The 18423-nt window shown below is 35.7% G+C and carries 11 protein-coding genes; 2 read left to right on the forward strand and 9 right to left on the reverse strand.

Annotation, left to right across the window (positions count from 1 at the left end):
- Nucleotides 1-18: 18 nt before the first annotated feature.
- From EO244_RS01230 to recQ, 6 genes are all read right to left on the reverse strand, one after another.
- Nucleotides 19-225, reverse strand: a complete 207-nt coding sequence (locus EO244_RS01230; RefSeq protein WP_129252148.1) for an RNA-binding S4 domain-containing protein — start codon at nt 223-225, stop codon at nt 19-21.
- 59 nt (nt 226-284) lie between these two features.
- Entirely contained in the window at nt 285-1517 is a 1233-nt protein-coding gene (locus tag EO244_RS01235; protein ID WP_129252150.1) for a nucleoside recognition domain-containing protein, read from the reverse strand.
- A 10-nt stretch (nt 1518-1527) separates the two neighbouring features.
- Nucleotides 1528-5235 (reverse strand): tetratricopeptide repeat protein, encoded by a 3708-nt coding sequence (locus tag EO244_RS01240; RefSeq protein ID WP_129252151.1) that lies wholly within the window; start codon nt 5233-5235, stop codon nt 1528-1530.
- A gap of 282 nt (nt 5236-5517) precedes the next feature.
- The gene (locus tag EO244_RS01245) at nt 5518-8067 is read right to left on the reverse strand and encodes an NACHT domain-containing protein (protein ID WP_129252153.1); all 2550 of its coding nucleotides are present in this window, start codon (nt 8065-8067) and stop codon (nt 5518-5520) included.
- 298 nt (nt 8068-8365) lie between these two features.
- The gene (locus EO244_RS01250; protein ID WP_129252155.1) at nt 8366-9130 is read right to left on the reverse strand and encodes a LytR/AlgR family response regulator transcription factor; all 765 of its coding nucleotides are present in this window, start codon (nt 9128-9130) and stop codon (nt 8366-8368) included.
- Between the two features lie 116 nt (nt 9131-9246).
- Nucleotides 9247-11361, reverse strand: a complete 2115-nt coding sequence (gene recQ / locus EO244_RS01255) for a DNA helicase RecQ (protein ID WP_129252157.1) — start codon at nt 11359-11361, stop codon at nt 9247-9249.
- A 373-nt stretch (nt 11362-11734) separates the two neighbouring features.
- Between recQ and EO244_RS01260 the strand changes: the two genes are divergently transcribed.
- Nucleotides 11735-12913: a CD0519/CD1768 family membrane protein gene (locus EO244_RS01260; RefSeq protein ID WP_129252159.1), complete on the forward strand. Its 1179-nt coding sequence runs from the start codon at nt 11735-11737 to the stop codon at nt 12911-12913.
- Nucleotides 12914-13017: 104 nt separating this feature from the next.
- Here EO244_RS01260 and EO244_RS01265 read toward each other — a convergent pair whose 3' ends face one another.
- From EO244_RS01265 to EO244_RS01275, 3 genes are all read right to left on the reverse strand, one after another.
- Nucleotides 13018-15603, reverse strand: a complete 2586-nt coding sequence (locus EO244_RS01265) for an endonuclease MutS2 (protein WP_241687922.1) — start codon at nt 15601-15603, stop codon at nt 13018-13020.
- 11 nt (nt 15604-15614) lie between these two features.
- On the reverse strand, nt 15615-16013 hold the full coding sequence (locus EO244_RS01270; RefSeq protein WP_129252161.1) for a tetratricopeptide repeat protein: 399 nt from the start codon (nt 16011-16013) through the stop codon (nt 15615-15617).
- 132 nt (nt 16014-16145) lie between these two features.
- Nucleotides 16146-16445, reverse strand: coding sequence for a hypothetical protein (locus EO244_RS01275; protein WP_129252163.1), 300 nt, complete (start codon nt 16443-16445; stop codon nt 16146-16148).
- A 220-nt stretch (nt 16446-16665) separates the two neighbouring features.
- Here EO244_RS01275 and EO244_RS01280 point away from each other — a divergent pair, with 220 nt between their 5' ends.
- Entirely contained in the window at nt 16666-18333 is a 1668-nt protein-coding gene (locus EO244_RS01280) for an alanine/glycine:cation symporter family protein (RefSeq protein WP_129252164.1), read from the forward strand.
- Nucleotides 18334-18423: the final 90 nt, after the last annotated feature.

The raw sequence follows: 18423 nt of genomic DNA on the forward strand, positions 1-18423 counted from the left end.
TTAAGAATTTATTGCAAATTATTCAACAATAATCACTTCGTCAAAAATCTCAATCTTATCTCCCGGACGAATCTTTGCACGCTTACGGTATTCAATTTCACCATTGCGAATAACCTGGCCATCTTCAACAAAAATCTTTGCCTGAGCGCCACTTTCACTAATATTCAGTGCTTTTATCAGTTTTATAAGTTCAATATATTCCGTATCAATCTTGAAATTAATCATAGCTTAATGGTAAATTGGGTTATTAAAATTTCGAGACAAAGGTATTCTTTTTTCAAAGATTAATGAAAGAATAAATAAGCAATACCAATAGCAGCTACAATCCCTGCAAAATCAGCAATTAAACCACATGTAATAGCGTAACGGGTATTCTTAATACCAACGGCACCAAAATAAACCGCTATAATATAAAATGTGGTATCAGTCGCCCCTTGCAAAACTGAAGTCATACGTCCGATAAAGCTATCTGCACCATATTGAGTCATGGCATCCACCATCATACCACGTGCTCCTGAACCGCTTAAAGGTTTCATTAATGCTGTAGGTAAAGCAGGAATAAAATCGCCATTAATCCCTAACAGGCCGCAAAACCTTTCAACAGCCTGAATGAACATATCAAGAGCTCCTGATGCTCTAAAAACACCAATTGCAACCAAAATAGCAATCAGATAAGGAATAATTTTCACGGCAATAGCAAAACCATCCTTTGCCCCTTCGATAAAACTCTCATAAACATTCACTTTTCGAATAAATGCCAAAAATATAAAAGCAACAATTACCGAAAAAAGAAAGACATTACTCACTAATCTTGAAATTAATGCAATTTGCTCCTTTTCGATACTTGAGAAGTAAAAGATCACAGCAATAATAAAAGCAGTCATCCCACCTAAATAGAGCAAAATCACCTTATCCCACAGTTTGATTTTCTGCATAACCGATACGGCTATTAATCCGGTTATGGTTGAAAAATAGGTTGCTAACAATATTGGAATAAAAATATCGGCAGGATTTACAGCGCCAAGTTGAGCACGATAAACCATAATTGAAATCGGGATAATGGTCAGTCCGGAAGTATTCAGTACAAGAAACATGATCTGAGCATTTGAAGCACGATCTTTAACAGGATTCGCATCTTGCATTTGAGTCATGGCTTTTAAACCCATTGGTGTCGCAGCATTATCCAAACCCAACATATTTGCTGCCAAATTCATCATGATAGAACCATGAGCAGGATGATCTTTGGGTAAATCGGGAAACAAACGATTAAAGAAAGGACCTATCAACCGGGAAAAAATCTTAATAATACCTCCTTTTTCTCCAATTTTCATAATACCTAACCAAAGGGTTAAGACTCCGGTTAAACCCAGAGAAATATCAAAACCCGTTTTTGCCATATCGAAAGTTGAATTGATCATGTCTGGAAAGACTTCCATATCTCCAAAAAAAATCAACTTTATAAATGCCACAACAAAGGCTATAAGAAAAAAGAAAACCCAGATATAATTTAGTGCCATATGTTTTATTTTACTTCAATGTCTTTTTAATAGTCTCCAAATTCTCCTTTAATTCTTTATCCATAGGCTTAATTTCTAAAGCCTTTTGATAATAGAATCGAGCAATAGACAAATTGCCATCTTTAAAAGCAGCATTCCCTTTTTTCGTTAACAGATTGAATTCTTCATCAATCGCTTCCTGCTTTTGTATCTCAATTGCCTGTTCAATTTCTTCCAATTTATCATCGATAAGACTTTTATCTGTTGCTATAGGCATCGCCTTATGATAATAGTGGCGAGCTACAGAAAAATTCTTTTTAGCAAATTCGTCATCCCCTGATTTTAGCAATCGCTCAAATTCTTCACGCTCTTTTTCAGATCTGAAAGCCGATTTCAATTTTTCAATTTCAACAAGCTTCTCTTTCGGATAATCACGTTCAAAAATATCAAGGGCCTTTTTATAATAAGCCTTTGCTTTCCCCAAGTATTTGCCTTTTATTGCTTCATCCCCCTTATCAACAAAAGCTTTATAATCCTGCTCCTTTTTCTTCAATAGGTTATCTCCAAATGCATTTGAATTTTCAACAAACAGTTTATCTTCATCTGATTGCATGCTAGCTTTTAATCTCATCTCAATCTCTTCAAGCTGAGATTTTATGTAAGCATCGTCAGGTTTTATTTTCTGTGCCAATTTATAATGATGTCTGGCTAAACTGTATAATTCCTTTTTAAAGTGAGAATCAGCAATTGCCAGTGTCTCCTTAAATTCTTTTTCAATTTGACTGTTTTTTCGATCCAATTTTATCTGCTTAGCCAATGATGCATCAATTATTGCAATCTGATTTTTTGGATAAACTTCTCTCGATTTCAACTTAAGTGCTGATAAATAGGCCTCTTTTGCAGATTTCAAATCCTTGTCTGCAAATAATTTATCAGCTCTGCTTAGGATAGTCTCATATTGTTTTGAAAGCTCCAATTGCTCCTTCGCTGCTACTTTCTCTTCAGCTAATTTTTCATTAACAAGAGTAATCTGTTTCAATGTGTACTCATCATTCCTATAAATTTGAATCGCAGCTTCATACTTTCCTAAAGCATCTGAATACTTTTCGTTCCTAAAGAATTTATCCCCTTCACTGATGAAGGAGCGAAATTTTTTCTCCAAAATAGCTTTCTTCTTGGATAACAATTCATCTGCTTTAGCTTGACTTTCTTTTTCAGCAATTAAAGTCTGTATTTTTAACAGTTGAGCTGTGGCATACTGATCCCCACTCTTATATTCTAATGCTTGTTTGTAATTCGTTGTTGCCTGCTTAAAATCATCCTTATTCAAAGCATCATCAGCCAGAGAAATTGCCTTTAAATAGTTCTCTTCGAGTACTTTCTTTTGATTTTCCTCTTTGAGCTTTTTATCGGCCAAACGGGACATTTCGTCCAAAGCTAATTTTGCACTTGCAATTTGTTCTTTAGGATAATTCTCATTAGGCTTTAAATCTATAGCTGACTGGTAATCTAAAATTGCCTTTTCATAATCCTTAGCTTTAAATTTCTGATCAGCCTGATTAATGAATGCACCATATTTCTCATCAAGCATTTTCTCTTCAGCCTTAATTCGACTGGCTTCAGCAATTAAACCTTCCATTTTTTTCAATTGCAATATTGGGTACGATTCTTCAGGTTTCATTACAGAAGCACTCTTATAACTTTTCCGGGCTGACACATAGTCTTTAGCTTGTAATTGTGAATCTCCAGTCGTTATAAGCACCTCATATTTAGCCTCAAATTCTTTCCGGGCTGTTTCCTGATGCAGCTCCTTAGCCAGCAGTTCTTCAATCTTGTTAAGTTGCTCTTTCGGATATTTTTCGTTGGGTTTTATCTCCAAAGCGTTTCTGAAATTATCACGTGAATCAAAATACTTTTTCGCAACCAAATTTTTATCCCCTTTTGCAATCAGATCATTATACTTTTGAGATAATAATTTTAGTTCGCGTTCTTGTTTTTGCTTTTCTTCCTCTTCGTGTTTTTTATCTATCTGAGCTTGCTTAGCTTTTATCACTTGTTCCTTTAAATATTCAGCTTTAGGTTTAAAACCTAAGGCCTGCTCATAATTCCCAAGGGCCTTATCAAAATCTCCTGAATTCATTTGAGAATCGGCTAAGGCAATCAGATCTGCATATCTTTTTTCACGAGCATTTTTCTCTGCCAAAATTTTTGCCTGATGCGCCATCAAACTCTCAATCTTTACCAACTGCGCTTTTGGATGAGTCTCATTGGGTTTTAACACCAATGCCTGCGTATAATTTGTTTTTGCTAAAACATATTCGCCCTCTTTCAACTGTGTATCACCTAGATCAATAAATTTCGCATATTTTTCATCTAATTCTTTTTGTTGTAGCAAGTTTGCAGCCAGTTCTTTTTCCTGAGCAATCGCCTCATTAATTTTTTGGATCTGTGATTGAGGATAAGCTTCTTCAACATTCAATTCAAGAGCCTTAGTATAAGAACCCAAAGCCTCGTTGTAATCTTTCTTTTTAAACTGACTATCAGCCAACTTAATGATTCTATCATACTCAGCCCTTAATGCCTTTTTCTCAGCCATCAGTTTTTCATTTGCGGCTTTCATTTGTTTCAGATAATCTAGTTTATTATCAATCTCCTGAATCTGATTTTGTGGATAAACTTCATCTGATTTTAATTTAAGAGCGGCTGTATAATGCGATTTTGCAGTCTCATATTGTTTCAAATCAAAGGCTTCGTCTGCCGATTCTATAAGTTTTGCATATTGTTCATTTAGAACTTTCTCTGCAGCCAATCGCCTTGCTTCATTTTCAGCATTTTGTTTCTGTTCTAATTCAAGAGCTTTTATCTTAGCTAATTGCTCCTGAGGATATGCTTCTACCTTCTTAACTTCTAGAGCCGATTGATAATTTATTTTAGCTTGTTCATAATTATTCTCTGCAAAAAACTTATCTGCGAGATCAATCAAAGCCTTATATTTCTCATCAACAAGGCGCTGTGCCTCAAGCTGCCCTTTTTGTTTCAAAAGAATATCGTCAATTTTTAAAATCTGAGTTTTCGGGTATTCTTCATTGGGCTTTAATTGACTTGCTTCAGTATAAAGCGATTTAGATTCAATATAATTTTTCTTTTGAAATTCACTATCCGCATTTTTAATGGCCAAGTTGAATGCCGTATTTACACGTGCCAACTCAGCCATATAAGCTTCCTGCTTCAATCTGGTTTCTTTCTCAATGCGTTTAAGCTCTGCTTCAATCTCTGTCTGAAACGATAAATCCGTTTCTATCAAATCTGTTTCTCTATTGTACATGATCATACCTATGGGCTGATCAAAAACAGATAAATCGATGCCTGGAAAAAAACGAAACAATTCTATTGAAAACTTACAGGGAGGAAAACGACTATCTCTTTCCAAAACCTCCTGAGGTACATATGTTGAAACACTCACTCGCTTTGTTACAAAATCAGTTTTTGAGAACTCAAAAATATAATCATATCCAAAATCCAATTCATATGAGAACTTACCATTTTTCGAAATATCTCTCACTCCCACCTGTTGAGAATCTTTATATAAAGTCACTTTTACATTACTAAGATCTCCTTCATTAACAGTTACATTACCTTTTACAGTACATTTTTCCTGGGTAAATCCAGAAATTGAAAAAAAACTGAGTATGACAATCAGAAAAGCAATATGCTTATATTTTAAAATAATAGTCCTCATTAATTGAATCTGATATTATTGCGATATTTCTTTGAAACCGTAGTTTAGAAACAAAAGTAAAGAAATATAGCTAGTATTTATAGAGCGTCCAAAATTCGAATAGAGACTTTGATACGAAACTGTAATAATCAACGTCTATTTCAAGATAAAAGTATGTATTCTGAATTCAATACATCATAATTTCGCCAACCAGATAAAAAAATCCTGAGATTCAATATGGAATCTCAGGATTTATTCAAACAATTAATTAGTCCCTGATTTAAATATTATCTTATATCGTTATTAATCATTCAGGATTTTTACAAGAGATTCTGCTTTTTTTGCTTGCAAAATCTGATCGCGTTCTTTCAAACATAAATTTTCTTTAGTCGTTTCGCCCCAAGCATTATAATACTTAGCCATTTTGGTCAATAAGCTAACCTTACAGAAATCATATCGTGCGAATTCACTTATTGCAAATGCTCTGTTCGAATGTCTTTCCTGAAAGTCTCTATTCCCATCTTCGAAATAAATTCCGGCTAAAAAACTTTTGAAGAAAATCTGAACAGGGTAAGCCTTTGAACTAATTAAGCTATCATTGCAAAACTCTAATTCTTGTACCTGACTGGCAGACAATTTCATTCCCAGTTTACTCTGAGCTACCAATTTATAGGCTCTTAATAATTTATGATTCGAGAAATGAGCCTTTATTGGTAACTGATCGTAAAACAATTCAGCATCATCAATCAATTGAATAACTTTATGATACGATTGCATGTAGAATAAAGCATTGCAAACCAACACCTCAAATTCACCACTCCAACTCTCGTATCTATCCCCAACCTGACAATAGGCCATCTGACGGTAATAAAACACTTTTAATAATTCAATATCGTTGCTCTTACCCGAGATGTGATTGTAGAATAATATGCTGGTAAAACGCAAAGCAATTGAATAAGCTGAACAACCTGAATTGGGTTTTGTTTCAACTAATAAATTATAATACTTATCTGATAATTCTTGTTCCAATGACATTAAAGATGTCATCAATAACAAGCTTAAAGATTTAATTCTAACAGACTCATCGGCGTTGGTCTCTGATATAATTTCAACAACTTTAGAAAAATCACCACACAAACGATTCAAATTACCCGAAAGCGCAAGCATAAACTCAACAGAACGCGTTCCGGATGCATATGTTTTAATTAAATCAATTTTACTGTCATCCATGTTTGTGATTACAGTGGTCAAAATGTCGGTAACTGCACTGCTGGTTAAAGTCCCTTCATTTAATTCAAAAAAACGAGACAAAGATTCATAATTATCAGATTCGACTGCAATGCTAAACAGTTGTGCAATTAATCTATCTTTTAGTTCAAATTCCTGATACTCCTCTTCAATTTGTTTAAACAGATCAAAGCTAATACCCCCATTGTTCTCAATCAGTTCTTTAACCAATAAAACTTCAAAAAGTTGCTCATTGTATATCTTTACAAATTTGCAATAACCATTGTATTCATTAACCGAAACATACTCTGATATTAAACCATAGCTCAACATCTCTTCGTAAGCATAGTAATAATTACCCGCTGTTTTAAGATGAATAGGTAAGATTGATTTCAATTCCATTTTTTTTACGGAATGTGAATCTTTACCATACTTCAGAATCTTTAAAATTGCTTTTAGAATATCAATTTTTTCCTCAGAATAGCGTGAATAATAAATCTTGTTCTTTAAAAATTCATTAATAAGCTTATATCCGTCGTTAATATCACTCTTTTTATTGGGAGAATATGTTTTAATAAACAGTTCTAAGAAAAAGGGATTTGATATCGTATTTCGCTGATAGTAATCAAGATTTTCAACCTTCAATTCATAGAAAAACTGCTGATTGATCGTCTCATCAAAAACATGCTGAATTTCAAAACCATTTAGGGGTGGAAAGTTTCTTTTATCTTCCTGATCAAGATCTAAATCAATTTCATACCAGGCATCATACAGGCTATTTTCACGCTGTATAAATGGGAGTACAAATTTTTCCCAGGTTGAAGTTCTTGAGGTTAAGATCAACTTCATGTTTTTTGAATCCTTACGATTGGCTACAAACTGGTTCAACTGTAAAAACAATCGCTCCAATTTTGTATTGTCATAACTAACCTCATCTAAGGCATCCAGTATTAAAATAATTTTTCCTTCGCAAGTTTTGGGCTTATCCAAAAAGTGCTTCAGGTATGTTTTCGATGTAGAATTCAATTGCTCTTCTAACCAACGCTCAAGCATAAAATCGCTATTTAAACAATTGATCATGAAAGTCGCATTAAAAAATAAGATCACATCCTTATTTTGAGAATCCTGACTCACTCTTTCATACCATTTAGCAAGCATTGTTGATTTTCCAGCTCCGCCAGGTGCAACAAAGCTCAATGCCATTTTATCTGACTGAAGGAAATTATGAATTCGGTCTTCACCAATCTTTCTTGTTGCTACAGATTTGAAGGGAATACCTGATTGGCCTTTTATTAAATTATAAGCATCACTACTCAATTCAAAAGCGCGTTTCTGAAAGGCTTCCCAAGTGGTTGGAATATTACCTTCCCCCTTTTCTTCAGGAATATAATTCGATTGAAAATCATTCCACGACTTGTAACTAACATAGTTTGCCAGTAAGTCTAAAGTAAATTTTGAAGGTGCTGAAGGCGATTTTAATAAACCAAAAAGTCGGCGTATAGTTGTCGCACTAATTCGTCCGCCTGTAGCGTCACAAACAATTTCAGCTAAAGCTTCACAGTCCTTATTATAAGCAAGCTCTTGACCAAACTTTTTTAGGATTTCTTTCTTTAGATGTTCTAACATAGCTCAACGTTATTGGTTTTCGGAAGATAAAAGTATACTTCCTCTATGCTTAAAACAATCTAAAATTAATGACTTGGGGTTTTGATTTTATAACTACGTCATATGAGTTTCCGATCGCGTATTGGGGAATATTCAAAAAAGAATAACATTGGTCTAACATCCATATAAGACTATAAAAACCAATTCATTCAGACACAAACATATTGTTTAACCTATCTGAACTACAACTGTTAAATAAAGGAATGGATTATATGTAAATGCCATGAATTTAAGGAAGAGATTTCAAAAATAAATTGATCTATTTTTTATCTGGTAATGAATGAGCCAGTTGTTTCAATCGGTCTAAGAATTCCTTTTTCTTACCTTCCGAAACTTCAATTTCCTTCCCATCTTTAAGGATAATCCGACCTCCCCGACCTTTTATATATTGATCGACAAAATTCAAATTCACCAGATGTTTACTGTGCACCCTGCAAAACAAATGTTCAGGAAGAATGTCCATAAAATTTGATAAAGCTTTTGATACCATTAAATCCTCTTTCTCTTCGAGAAAAAAATCAGTATAGCTCCCATTCGCTTCACATCGGACAATATCATTGAGCTCGACCATTCGAAGACCATTAGCCGTCGGCAAAATAATTTTTTTATACTCATTTTTCAAGGAGTCATACAAAACCTGGAATTTCTCATCCAAATTAATATCCCTTTTTGAATTTTGAAATCGTAAAACAGCATCCTTTAATTCAGAATAATTAATCGGTTTCAATAAATAATGCAAAGCAGAGAACCTTATAGCTTTCAAGGCATATTCATTATAAGCGGTTGTAAAAATCACTTCAAAATTACGGGAGTTTACCTTCTCCAACACCTCGAAGCCATCACCATCAGGCATGGAAATATCCAGGAAAACAAGTTCCGGATTTTCTTGATTAATAAGTTCAACAGCTGTTTGTACATTACAAGCAAAGCCAACAACCTCAACTTCCGGGCAAAATCTTTCTAATAATTTAAATAGAGAAGATTGGCTCTTCATCTCATCGTCAACAATTATGGCTTTTATCATAGTCCTGTTTTTTTTGTATCGAAATATAAAAAAAAGAGTTCTGAACAAATGTATTTTTCCGAATTATTTTATGATTTATAATAACAGCAAATCAAAACACATAAATATCGATACATTTACGCCTCAGCAAACATCTTTAAATATGAAGTAGCCAATCTAATTTTGTAATAGGCTATTCCCTCATTCATATGAAGATATAAAGCTTTTGTATTTAAATGCCCCAATTGCCGAACAGCACTCTCGATACGCTCCAATTCACTGGTATGTAAGAAAGATAAAATATCGATATCGGCACCTTTTTCGTACAATGAAGCCAAGTGAGAATAAATGGTTACCGGGTTGATGCGACGAATTTGTGCAATTTCATCAACTGAATACCCTTGTTTATAATACTCATAAGTTTCATAAAAGGATTGACTGCTCTTTTTGGCTTCCTGGTTCTTCTTCTGTTCAAATTCCAGTATTTCGTTAATAAACAACTCTCCATAAAGTTGGTATTTACGCTCACCAACGCCCGAAATCATTTTCATTGCAAACTCACTCGTCGGCTTTTCTTCAACCATCTCGTTTAAAGTCGCATCAGAGAATACCAAATATGGTGCAATACGGGATGATCGTGAAATTTTCAAACGCAATTTGCGCAGAGACTCAAACAAGTCTTCCCTGTATATCTGTTTCGCAGGTTTGGCAATCACAGGAGCTTTTTGAGCTTCAGCTTTCATTGTTGCCAAATGCACCAAATTAACCTTTCTCCCACTAAACAAGACTTCCTTACTCTGCTCTGTCAATTTAAGCGCATTGCCTTCATCATAGGCTACTGAAATATAACCTAAATTCAACAATTGAAGCATATATTGTTGCCAATCCTGATGCGGCACATCCTTACCTGCACCATAAGTTTTTATCTTATTGTAGCCTCTCGAAAGAATTTCCTGCCTTGATGAGCCTCTAAGAACATCAATTACGGTTCCTGCAGCCACTTGCTCTTTTAAACGAAAAACCGCAGAAAGCGCTTTTTGTGCAATCAAAGTTCCATCAAATTGTTGAGGAGGATCTTTACACACATCACAATTGCCACAATCCTCTTCCAAATGTTCACCAAAGTAGCTTAATAGAATCTTTCTACGGCAAATCTGAGCATCACAAAACTGCTGAATACGTTCAAGCTTAGCATGTGAAACCTCTTTCAAAGCCGATTCTTCGATAAATTTACGATGAACAATGACATCAGAGAAACTATAAAACAAAAGCGTATCAGCCTTCAAGCCATCACGTCCGGCACGACCAATTTCCTGATAATAAGACTCAATATTTCGTGGCAAATTATAATGAATCACCCAACGAACATTTGACTTATCAATCCCCATTCCAAAAGCAATGGTTGCACAAACTATAGGCACTGTGTCATTAATAAAATCTTCCTGACGCTTAGCTCTGTCATCAGGTGATAAACCTGCATGATAATAACTCGCATTAACACCCGAATTTCTCAATTTTTCAGACAAACCTTCACAAGCCTTTCGACTCAAACAATAGATAATACCGGATTGATGAGGGCGCTGACGAAGAAATCCCAGGATACTTTTAAATTTATCCTTTCCCGGAGCCACTTTCAAACTCAAATTAGGACGATCGAAAGACGAAAGAAAAAGTTTCGGGGCATCCAAGCCCAATTGTCGGATAATATCTTTTTGAGTCAGGCTATCAGCCGTTGCCGTCAGTGCAACAACCGGGACCAATGGGAAATGCTTTTTCAGATAGGCCATTTTAGAATATTCCGGACGAAAATCGTGCCCCCACACCGAAATACAGTGCGCCTCATCTACCGCAAATAAATTAACCTTCAATTGCAATAACAGATAATAAAAATCCTGACTCACCAACTTCTCGGGTGAAACATACAACAATTTTATTTTCCCCTCGTGAACATCTTCGATGATCTCATTTTGCACTTGAGCAGACTGAGAGCTATTCAGGAAACCAGCTTGCACACCATTGGCTTGCAAGCCTTCAACCTGATCCTTCATTAAAGCAATCAATGGGGAAACCACAATGGCCACACCTTCCATCATAAGAGCCGGAATTTGATAGCACAACGATTTTCCACCCCCCGTAGGCATGATAACTACAGTATCATTCCCATTTAGAATCGATTGAATAACCTCACCCTGTAAAGGTCGAAATTTATCGTATCCAAAGTATTTTTTTAATATGCGGTTAGCCAATTTCATTTATCGACAAAAAGTTTAGGTGGATACGTGTAATCGTCAAAGACGAATCTGAAAAAACAAAAATCTATTTTGAGATAGCAAAAGTAATGTCATGCCTAAAAGTATACTAGTATTTCTGCGTTTAGTTATCAACAAAGTCCAACACTTGGTCAAAAGTAAATTTCCCACCTTACATTTCAGTGTTTATTTCACAATTTTCTCGCTCTGTATTATTATCCATTATTACACCATGCAATCGGTTGTCTGTGTATATACTTTAAAACATATACAATTCACAAAAACATGATAAATGTCATAATAAAAAGGCTAGTGATACTAAAGTAAAAAATTATTTTTGCCCCGAAATTTAACAACCTTAATCTAACAACACAGAATGAACGCAATTAAGTCGATTAAAGAGACTAATTTCCTTAAACAAAGAAGATATGAGGCCGTGATGTTCCTTATCACATTCTTTGGAATTTTCGGGTATGTAGGTCACTCAATGGGAGTATCAAACATGCTCAATACCATTATGAATACAGCCTGGGATCTTCTTATGAACACCGTATTCTACATTATGGGTATTACTGTTTTATCCGGAGCGCTGGGTAAATTACTTATCGAATTTGGTGTTGTACGCTTATTGGAAAAAATCCTGGCTCCCTTAATGAAACCTCTTTTCAACCTTCCAGGTGTAGGTGCATTAGCCGGAGTCTTAACTTTTCTTTCTGACAATCCTGCTATTATCAGTTTGGCCAACGACAAGAACTTCAGCAAATATTTTAAGAACTACCAATTGGTTTCATTAACCAACTTTGGAACAGCATTTGGGATGGGCCTTATCGTAATCACCTTTATGTCCACTCTTAAAATTCCAGGAAATGAGTCAAACTTATTTTTCCCTGCTTTAATTGGTTTGGTTGGAGCTTTGGTAGGTGCTATAGTTTCAACACGTTTGATGCAACATTTAATCAAAGGTGTTATTAAACCTCGTATAGATCAGGATTTCGAAGGTGCGTCTGAGAAAATTTCTTTCAAATCAGAAGGAGGTCTTTTTATCCGTTTCCTTAACTCAATTTTGGATGGGGGAAAATCTGGTGTTGACTTAGGTTTAGCTATTATTCCAGGGGTATTGATTATCTCAACCATGGTAATGATGCTAACATTTGGACCTAAAGACCCTGCAATTGGATACCAGGGCTTAGCTTACGAAGGGGTAACTTTATTGCCGGATCTTGCCGGTCATATTTGGTGGTTATTCGAAGGTTTATTTGGGTTCAAAAATCCTGAATTGATTGCCTTCCCTGTAACCTCATTGGGTGCTGTAGGTGCTGCCTTATCTCTGGTTAAAGCATTTATCGCAAAAGGAATTATTGATGGTAATGTAATCGCAGTATTTACTGCAATGGGTATGTGTTGGAGTGGCTATTTAAGCACACACACTGCCATGCTTGATACTTTAAACTATCGTGAACTGACTTCAAAAGCCCTTCTTTCACACACTGTTGGTGGAATTATAGCTGGTTGTTTTGCTCATTACCTTTATGTTCTGGTATCCATGTTTATATAGATAAAAACAAAATCTCTTAAATATATAAGGCTTGCTAATATCGATTAGCAAGCCTTATATATTTATAGATGATAAGATTCTATTTTCACTCAGATCAACACCCTCTATTCCAAATGAACAACAGTAATACCTGAACCTCCCATTTGGATTTTCTCATCCGTACAAGATCGAACCAACTGTACCGTTTTCAGATAGTCACGTATTAGCTTTCTTAGAATACCATGCCCTGTTCCATGTAAAATTCTAAATTCACTAATATCAAGCATTATGGCCTCATCAAGGTGGTCCATCACAATTTGAAGGGCTTCTTCTGCTCGCATACCTCGCACATCAATATCCCTTCTGAAACTTAATTTACGCTTCGAAATACGTTCCTGCACCAATGCTGAAGTCTGATTGTATGTGGTATTTTCCTTTTTTGCCTGAGTCTTACTAAGCTTGGTTAAACGATTCAAGCTTACTGATGTTAATAATGAGCCAAAGGCAACCACTGCAGTCTTATCATTTACCTCAATCACTTCGCCAATTGTGCGTTGAGAATCAAGTTTTACACTATCTCCCTTTTCAATAACAGATGGATCGAATTGCTTCTTTTTTTGAGGGACTACTTTTTCAGAACGACTCTCCTGAGGACTTGTCTCACCTCTAAATTTCTTAGCCTTATTCTCCCGATCTTTCAGTTTTTGAATTTTCTTATTTATACGCTCCTCTTCCTGTAAATCGGATTGGGTCAAAGCTTCTTTTTGCTCTTCAAAAGCTTTTCTAACCAAGCGGGTTTTTTCTTTCTCTGCCTTACTCTCCTTAATCTCGCGTATGGTTTTTTCTATAGATTTATTGGCCTGATTTAAGAGCTGCCTGGCCTCTTCCTGAGCTTTGGAAATAATTTCCTTTCTCAAACTAGACGTTTCTTTCAAATCATGTTCGTAACTTTCAACCAACTGAGCTAGCTTTTTTTCATTTACACGTATTTTCTCACGCTTAGTTTCCCAATAACGTTTATCACGAACAATATCACGTAAGTGTTTATCAAAATTGATGTGATCTCCTCCAATCTTATCTGTAGCCGATTTAAGAATTTCTTCCGGCAAACCGATTTTTCGTGCAATTTCGAATGCAAAAGAAGAACCTGGTTTACCTACATGCAACTGAAATAATGGCTGCATTTTATGAGAATCATAAAGCATTGCTCCATTCTCTACCCCTTCTGCTTCCGAAGCATAGTGTTTCAAGCCTGTATAGTGAGTTGTAATCACACCTCTCACCTGTTTCCTGTTGAGCTTGTCAAGAATCGATTCAGCAATGGCACCTCCCAGGGCTGGTTCAGTTCCTGTTCCAAACTCATCAATCATTATTAATGTTTCAGCATTCGAATACTTTAGGAAGTGCTTCATATTCATCAAATGGGAACTGTAAGTACTCAAATCGTTCTCCATAGACTGTTCATCACCAATATCAATGAAAATATTATCAAAAATTCCCATCTTGGATTTCTCACCCATTGGCACCAATAAGCCACATTGAAACATATATTGCAACAAGCCCATAGTTTGTAAACAAACCGATTTACCACCGGCATTAGGTCCTGATATCAGCACGATACGTTGCTTATCATTAATTTCAATATTCAACGGAACTACCTTTCGGCCTTCTGCTTGCAAAGTCAAATACAACAATGGATGAACAGCATTTTCCCAAAGAACTGTCGGCGTTTCCCTCATTTGTGGAAGAAGACCATTCACCTGAAGTGCAAACTTGGCTTTTGCACGAATAAAATCAATTTGTGCCAAAAAAGCATAAGCCAGAAACAGATCGTCAATATAAGGGCGGACTTGCTCCGTAAATTCACGAAGCACCTTAATCATTTCTCGACGCTCAGCATATTCCAATTCCCGAATCTCATTATTGGTCTCAACAATCTCTGCTGGCTCTATATACGAAGTTTTACCCGTTGCCGATTCATCATGAACAATACCTTTGATTTTACGTTTATAAGCTGATGCGACCGGAATAACCGTACGTCCGTCACGTACAGAAAGCGACACATCCTGATCAACCCATCCGTCTTTTTGAGCAGCACGCAACAGAGCTTGCATGCGTCTTGAAATTGTAGCCTGTTTCTGAGTCAGACTGCTGCGAATTTGCAATAATTCAGGCGAAGCATTGTCCTTCATCCGCCCGTGTTTTGTCAATATCGCATTTATCCTTTCAAAAATATAGGGATACATTTTCACATTCCCCGTCAGTTTCATCAAATGAGGATAGCTTCCTTCTTCCTTGTTCTTAAAAAATCGTAGAATAGCCGAGATGGACTCCAAAGAACGTTTCAAATTAAACAATTCCTCCAACTCCAAATAAGTCCCTTCAATTCTTATTTTCTCTAAACTGGAACGTACATCAATAAAATGCCCTAAAGGAAAATTCTCCTCTTCAAGACAAATCGTTTTAAACTCATTGGTTTCATTTACACGGCGAGACACACGTTTAAAAGATTCCGAAAACTTAAGTTCGTCTACCAAGTCGCGCCCAAGGGCACTTAAACATTGTTTCTTTAACAGTTCTCGAACTTTATCGAATCGGATTTTAGTTTCAAAATTATCAGGATATATCACGTGCTTCTTTACATTCTTAGTTATTTCTTCTGCAAAATTAACAAAAGAGCTTGAAGAGGCAAAAAGAAAGGAATAACACAAATAGGCTATTCTTAATTTAGTTTAGATGTTTCTGTATTACAATTTTTCGTTACGTATTCTTCCGCCTGACTTATTCCCAATATAACTGCCTGTTTCCAATCTTTGCATGCAGATTCTGTCTCTCCCATCTTGTAAAAGCAAATGCCTCTATTTGCATATGCGGCACCATAATCCGGTTTTAAATTTAGTGCGTAGGTATAATCTAAAACTGCTGTCCCAATCATATTCTTTCCCAGACAGATATTAGCTCTATTAAAATAATAACGATGTACCAAATGAAAATCCTCTCCATTGATTTTACTAAAGGCAATTGCCATACTATACTCTGCCATAGCTCTTTTCACTTCTCCTTTCAAATTGTATAATTCCCCTAGATAATAACAGATTTCATCATCCTGCTGGAATATCATCTTTGATTTTTGCAAAATAAAAATTGCCGTATCAACTCTTAAAGAATCATTCTGACTAACGTCAAATTTTGTTGCTTTTATCTTGCATCCCTTTATTAATAGATAATACGGCAATCTCAATGCCAATAAATTCTATAAAAAACCTAAAATTTCCACGTTAGCAATAGTAATTAATTGGTTACGCTGATGTGGGGAATGCATGGCAACGGTATATAACTGTAAATATGAATTCCGATACGTAGAATCAACAGAAACTGCCTCAACCAAAAGATGAAATGCATCATCAATCATATCAATATTAATTTGTTTTATAGCCTTATTAGTTAAGGCTATTGCTTTATTGGTATCTGAAAGTGATACCTTATACTCTTGTGAAAAAGCTCCAAGATTCCCCATAAGAAGGGAAAAAACAATAACTAAATTTAGTCTCATTCTTTTCTTTTTTTAGAATCAAATGTAACACAATCCATTTTTATGTTTGCTATTCATTAACAGGATTATGATTATACAGAACCATTCTAAGCTCCAATAAACAAAAAGGCATATTCACCCTAAGATTAACTTTAGTAATCAACTTTTAAAAATTATCCTTTATATTAGACTGATTTTCTTAAAAAAGAAATCTAAACTAACCTAAAACCCTACTATTTTTATGCACAGTATCAACGAATTTCTAGCCGGAATAGAACAATACCTTGGAGGCAGCCAATGGTTCACTCTAGTATTACTTGGAACAGGCCTCTTTTTTACCATTTACCTCAAATTTCCCCAAATACGATTTTTCGGACATGCCTTAAAGGTTGTTCGAGGCAAATATGACAAAGCCGATGAAACAGGTGATACTTCCCACTTTCAGGCACTAACCACAGCTCTTTCCGGAACCGTTGGAACCGGTAATATTGCCGGGGTTGCCTTCGCCATTTATCTGGGAGGGCCGGCTGCTCTTTTTTGGATGCTAATGACTGCACTTGTAGGTATGACAACCAAATTTGTAGAGGTCAGTTTATCCCATAAATATCGCGAAAAGGACGAACAAGGCTTTATTTCCGGTGGACCAATGTATTATATGAAGAATAAATTAAAAATGCCTTGGCTAGCAGCTTTTTTCGCAGCTATGACCATTGTGTCTTCATTTGGAACAGGAAGTCTACCCCAAATTAATTCCATCTCCAGCTCATTACATTCAACCTTCGGAATAGAAAAAATGCTGAGTGGTGGTATACTTGCAATCCTGCTTGCCATTGTTATTTTAGGTGGAATCAAACGTATTGCAAAAGTGACTGAAAAATTAGTCCCTGCAATGGCAATCATCTATTTTGTGGGAGCCATTGCCGTAATCTTTTACAATTATCAAAACATTATTCCGGCAATTGAATCAATCTTTTCCAGTGTTTTTACAGGAACAGCAGCTACCGGAGGATTTCTGGGTGCAGGATTTGCTTATGCCTTCAACCGGGGTGTTAATCGTGGTCTGTTTAGTAACGAAGCCGGACAGGGATCGGCTCCAATTGCCCACGCTGCAGCACGTACTGAAGAACCCGTCTCTGAAGGAATGGTTGCTATTTTAGAGCCTTTTATCGATACCATCATCATTTGTTCGCTTACCGGATTGGTTATTCTGTCATCCGGTGTTTGGAATGAAAAATTTTCCAACCAGTTTCAATCCACTGATATGAGTATTATGGCGGACGTTTATGACGATGCGAATAAAGACGATCAGAGCAAACTTTTTAATTTTCTGAATGGCAGAAAAGAGTTACCCCTTTTCACTGGTGAATTACTGGTAGAAAACGGAAAAATTCAAAATAAACTTTCTATTATTCATGCGCGTTCTATCGCCGAAAATATATTAGTGTACAATACACAAGATTCACTTTTCACAGGAAACATAAATGTTAATAATGGGGTTTACTATGAAAATAGTGAGGCTTATTTTAAAGGAGAATCCTTAATTCATTCAGCACCTTTAACTGCTGAAGCTTTTACACGCAGTTATCTGGGAGACTGGGGACGTTGGATTGTTTCTATTGGTCTGCTGCTTTTTGCCTTTTCAACTGCAATTGCTTGGGCCTATTATGGCGGCCGATCAGTCACCTATCTGTTTGGTGCAAAAGGCGTGTTCCCCTATCGCATTATTTATTGCATCGGTTTCTTTATCGCCTCATTTGCCGATACCACTATTATATGGACCTTATCGGGCATTACAATTGCTTTAATGGCTTTACCCAATCTTTTAGGTATTCTTTTACTTCGAAAAGATATGAAGAATACCCTTAATACTTACTGGACAAAATTTAAATCAGAATACCCCAACGGGTAAATAATATTTCAGTCAATCTAAAACGCCATTGCAATAAATGGATGGTTATTTTCTATATTCATCAAATAAAAAACAAGCCTTATAATACAA

Origin of the sequence: Ancylomarina salipaludis, assembly GCF_004122035.1 — a bacterium.
In the GTDB taxonomy this organism is placed as follows: Bacteria; Bacteroidota; Bacteroidia; order Bacteroidales; family Marinifilaceae; genus Ancylomarina; species Ancylomarina salipaludis.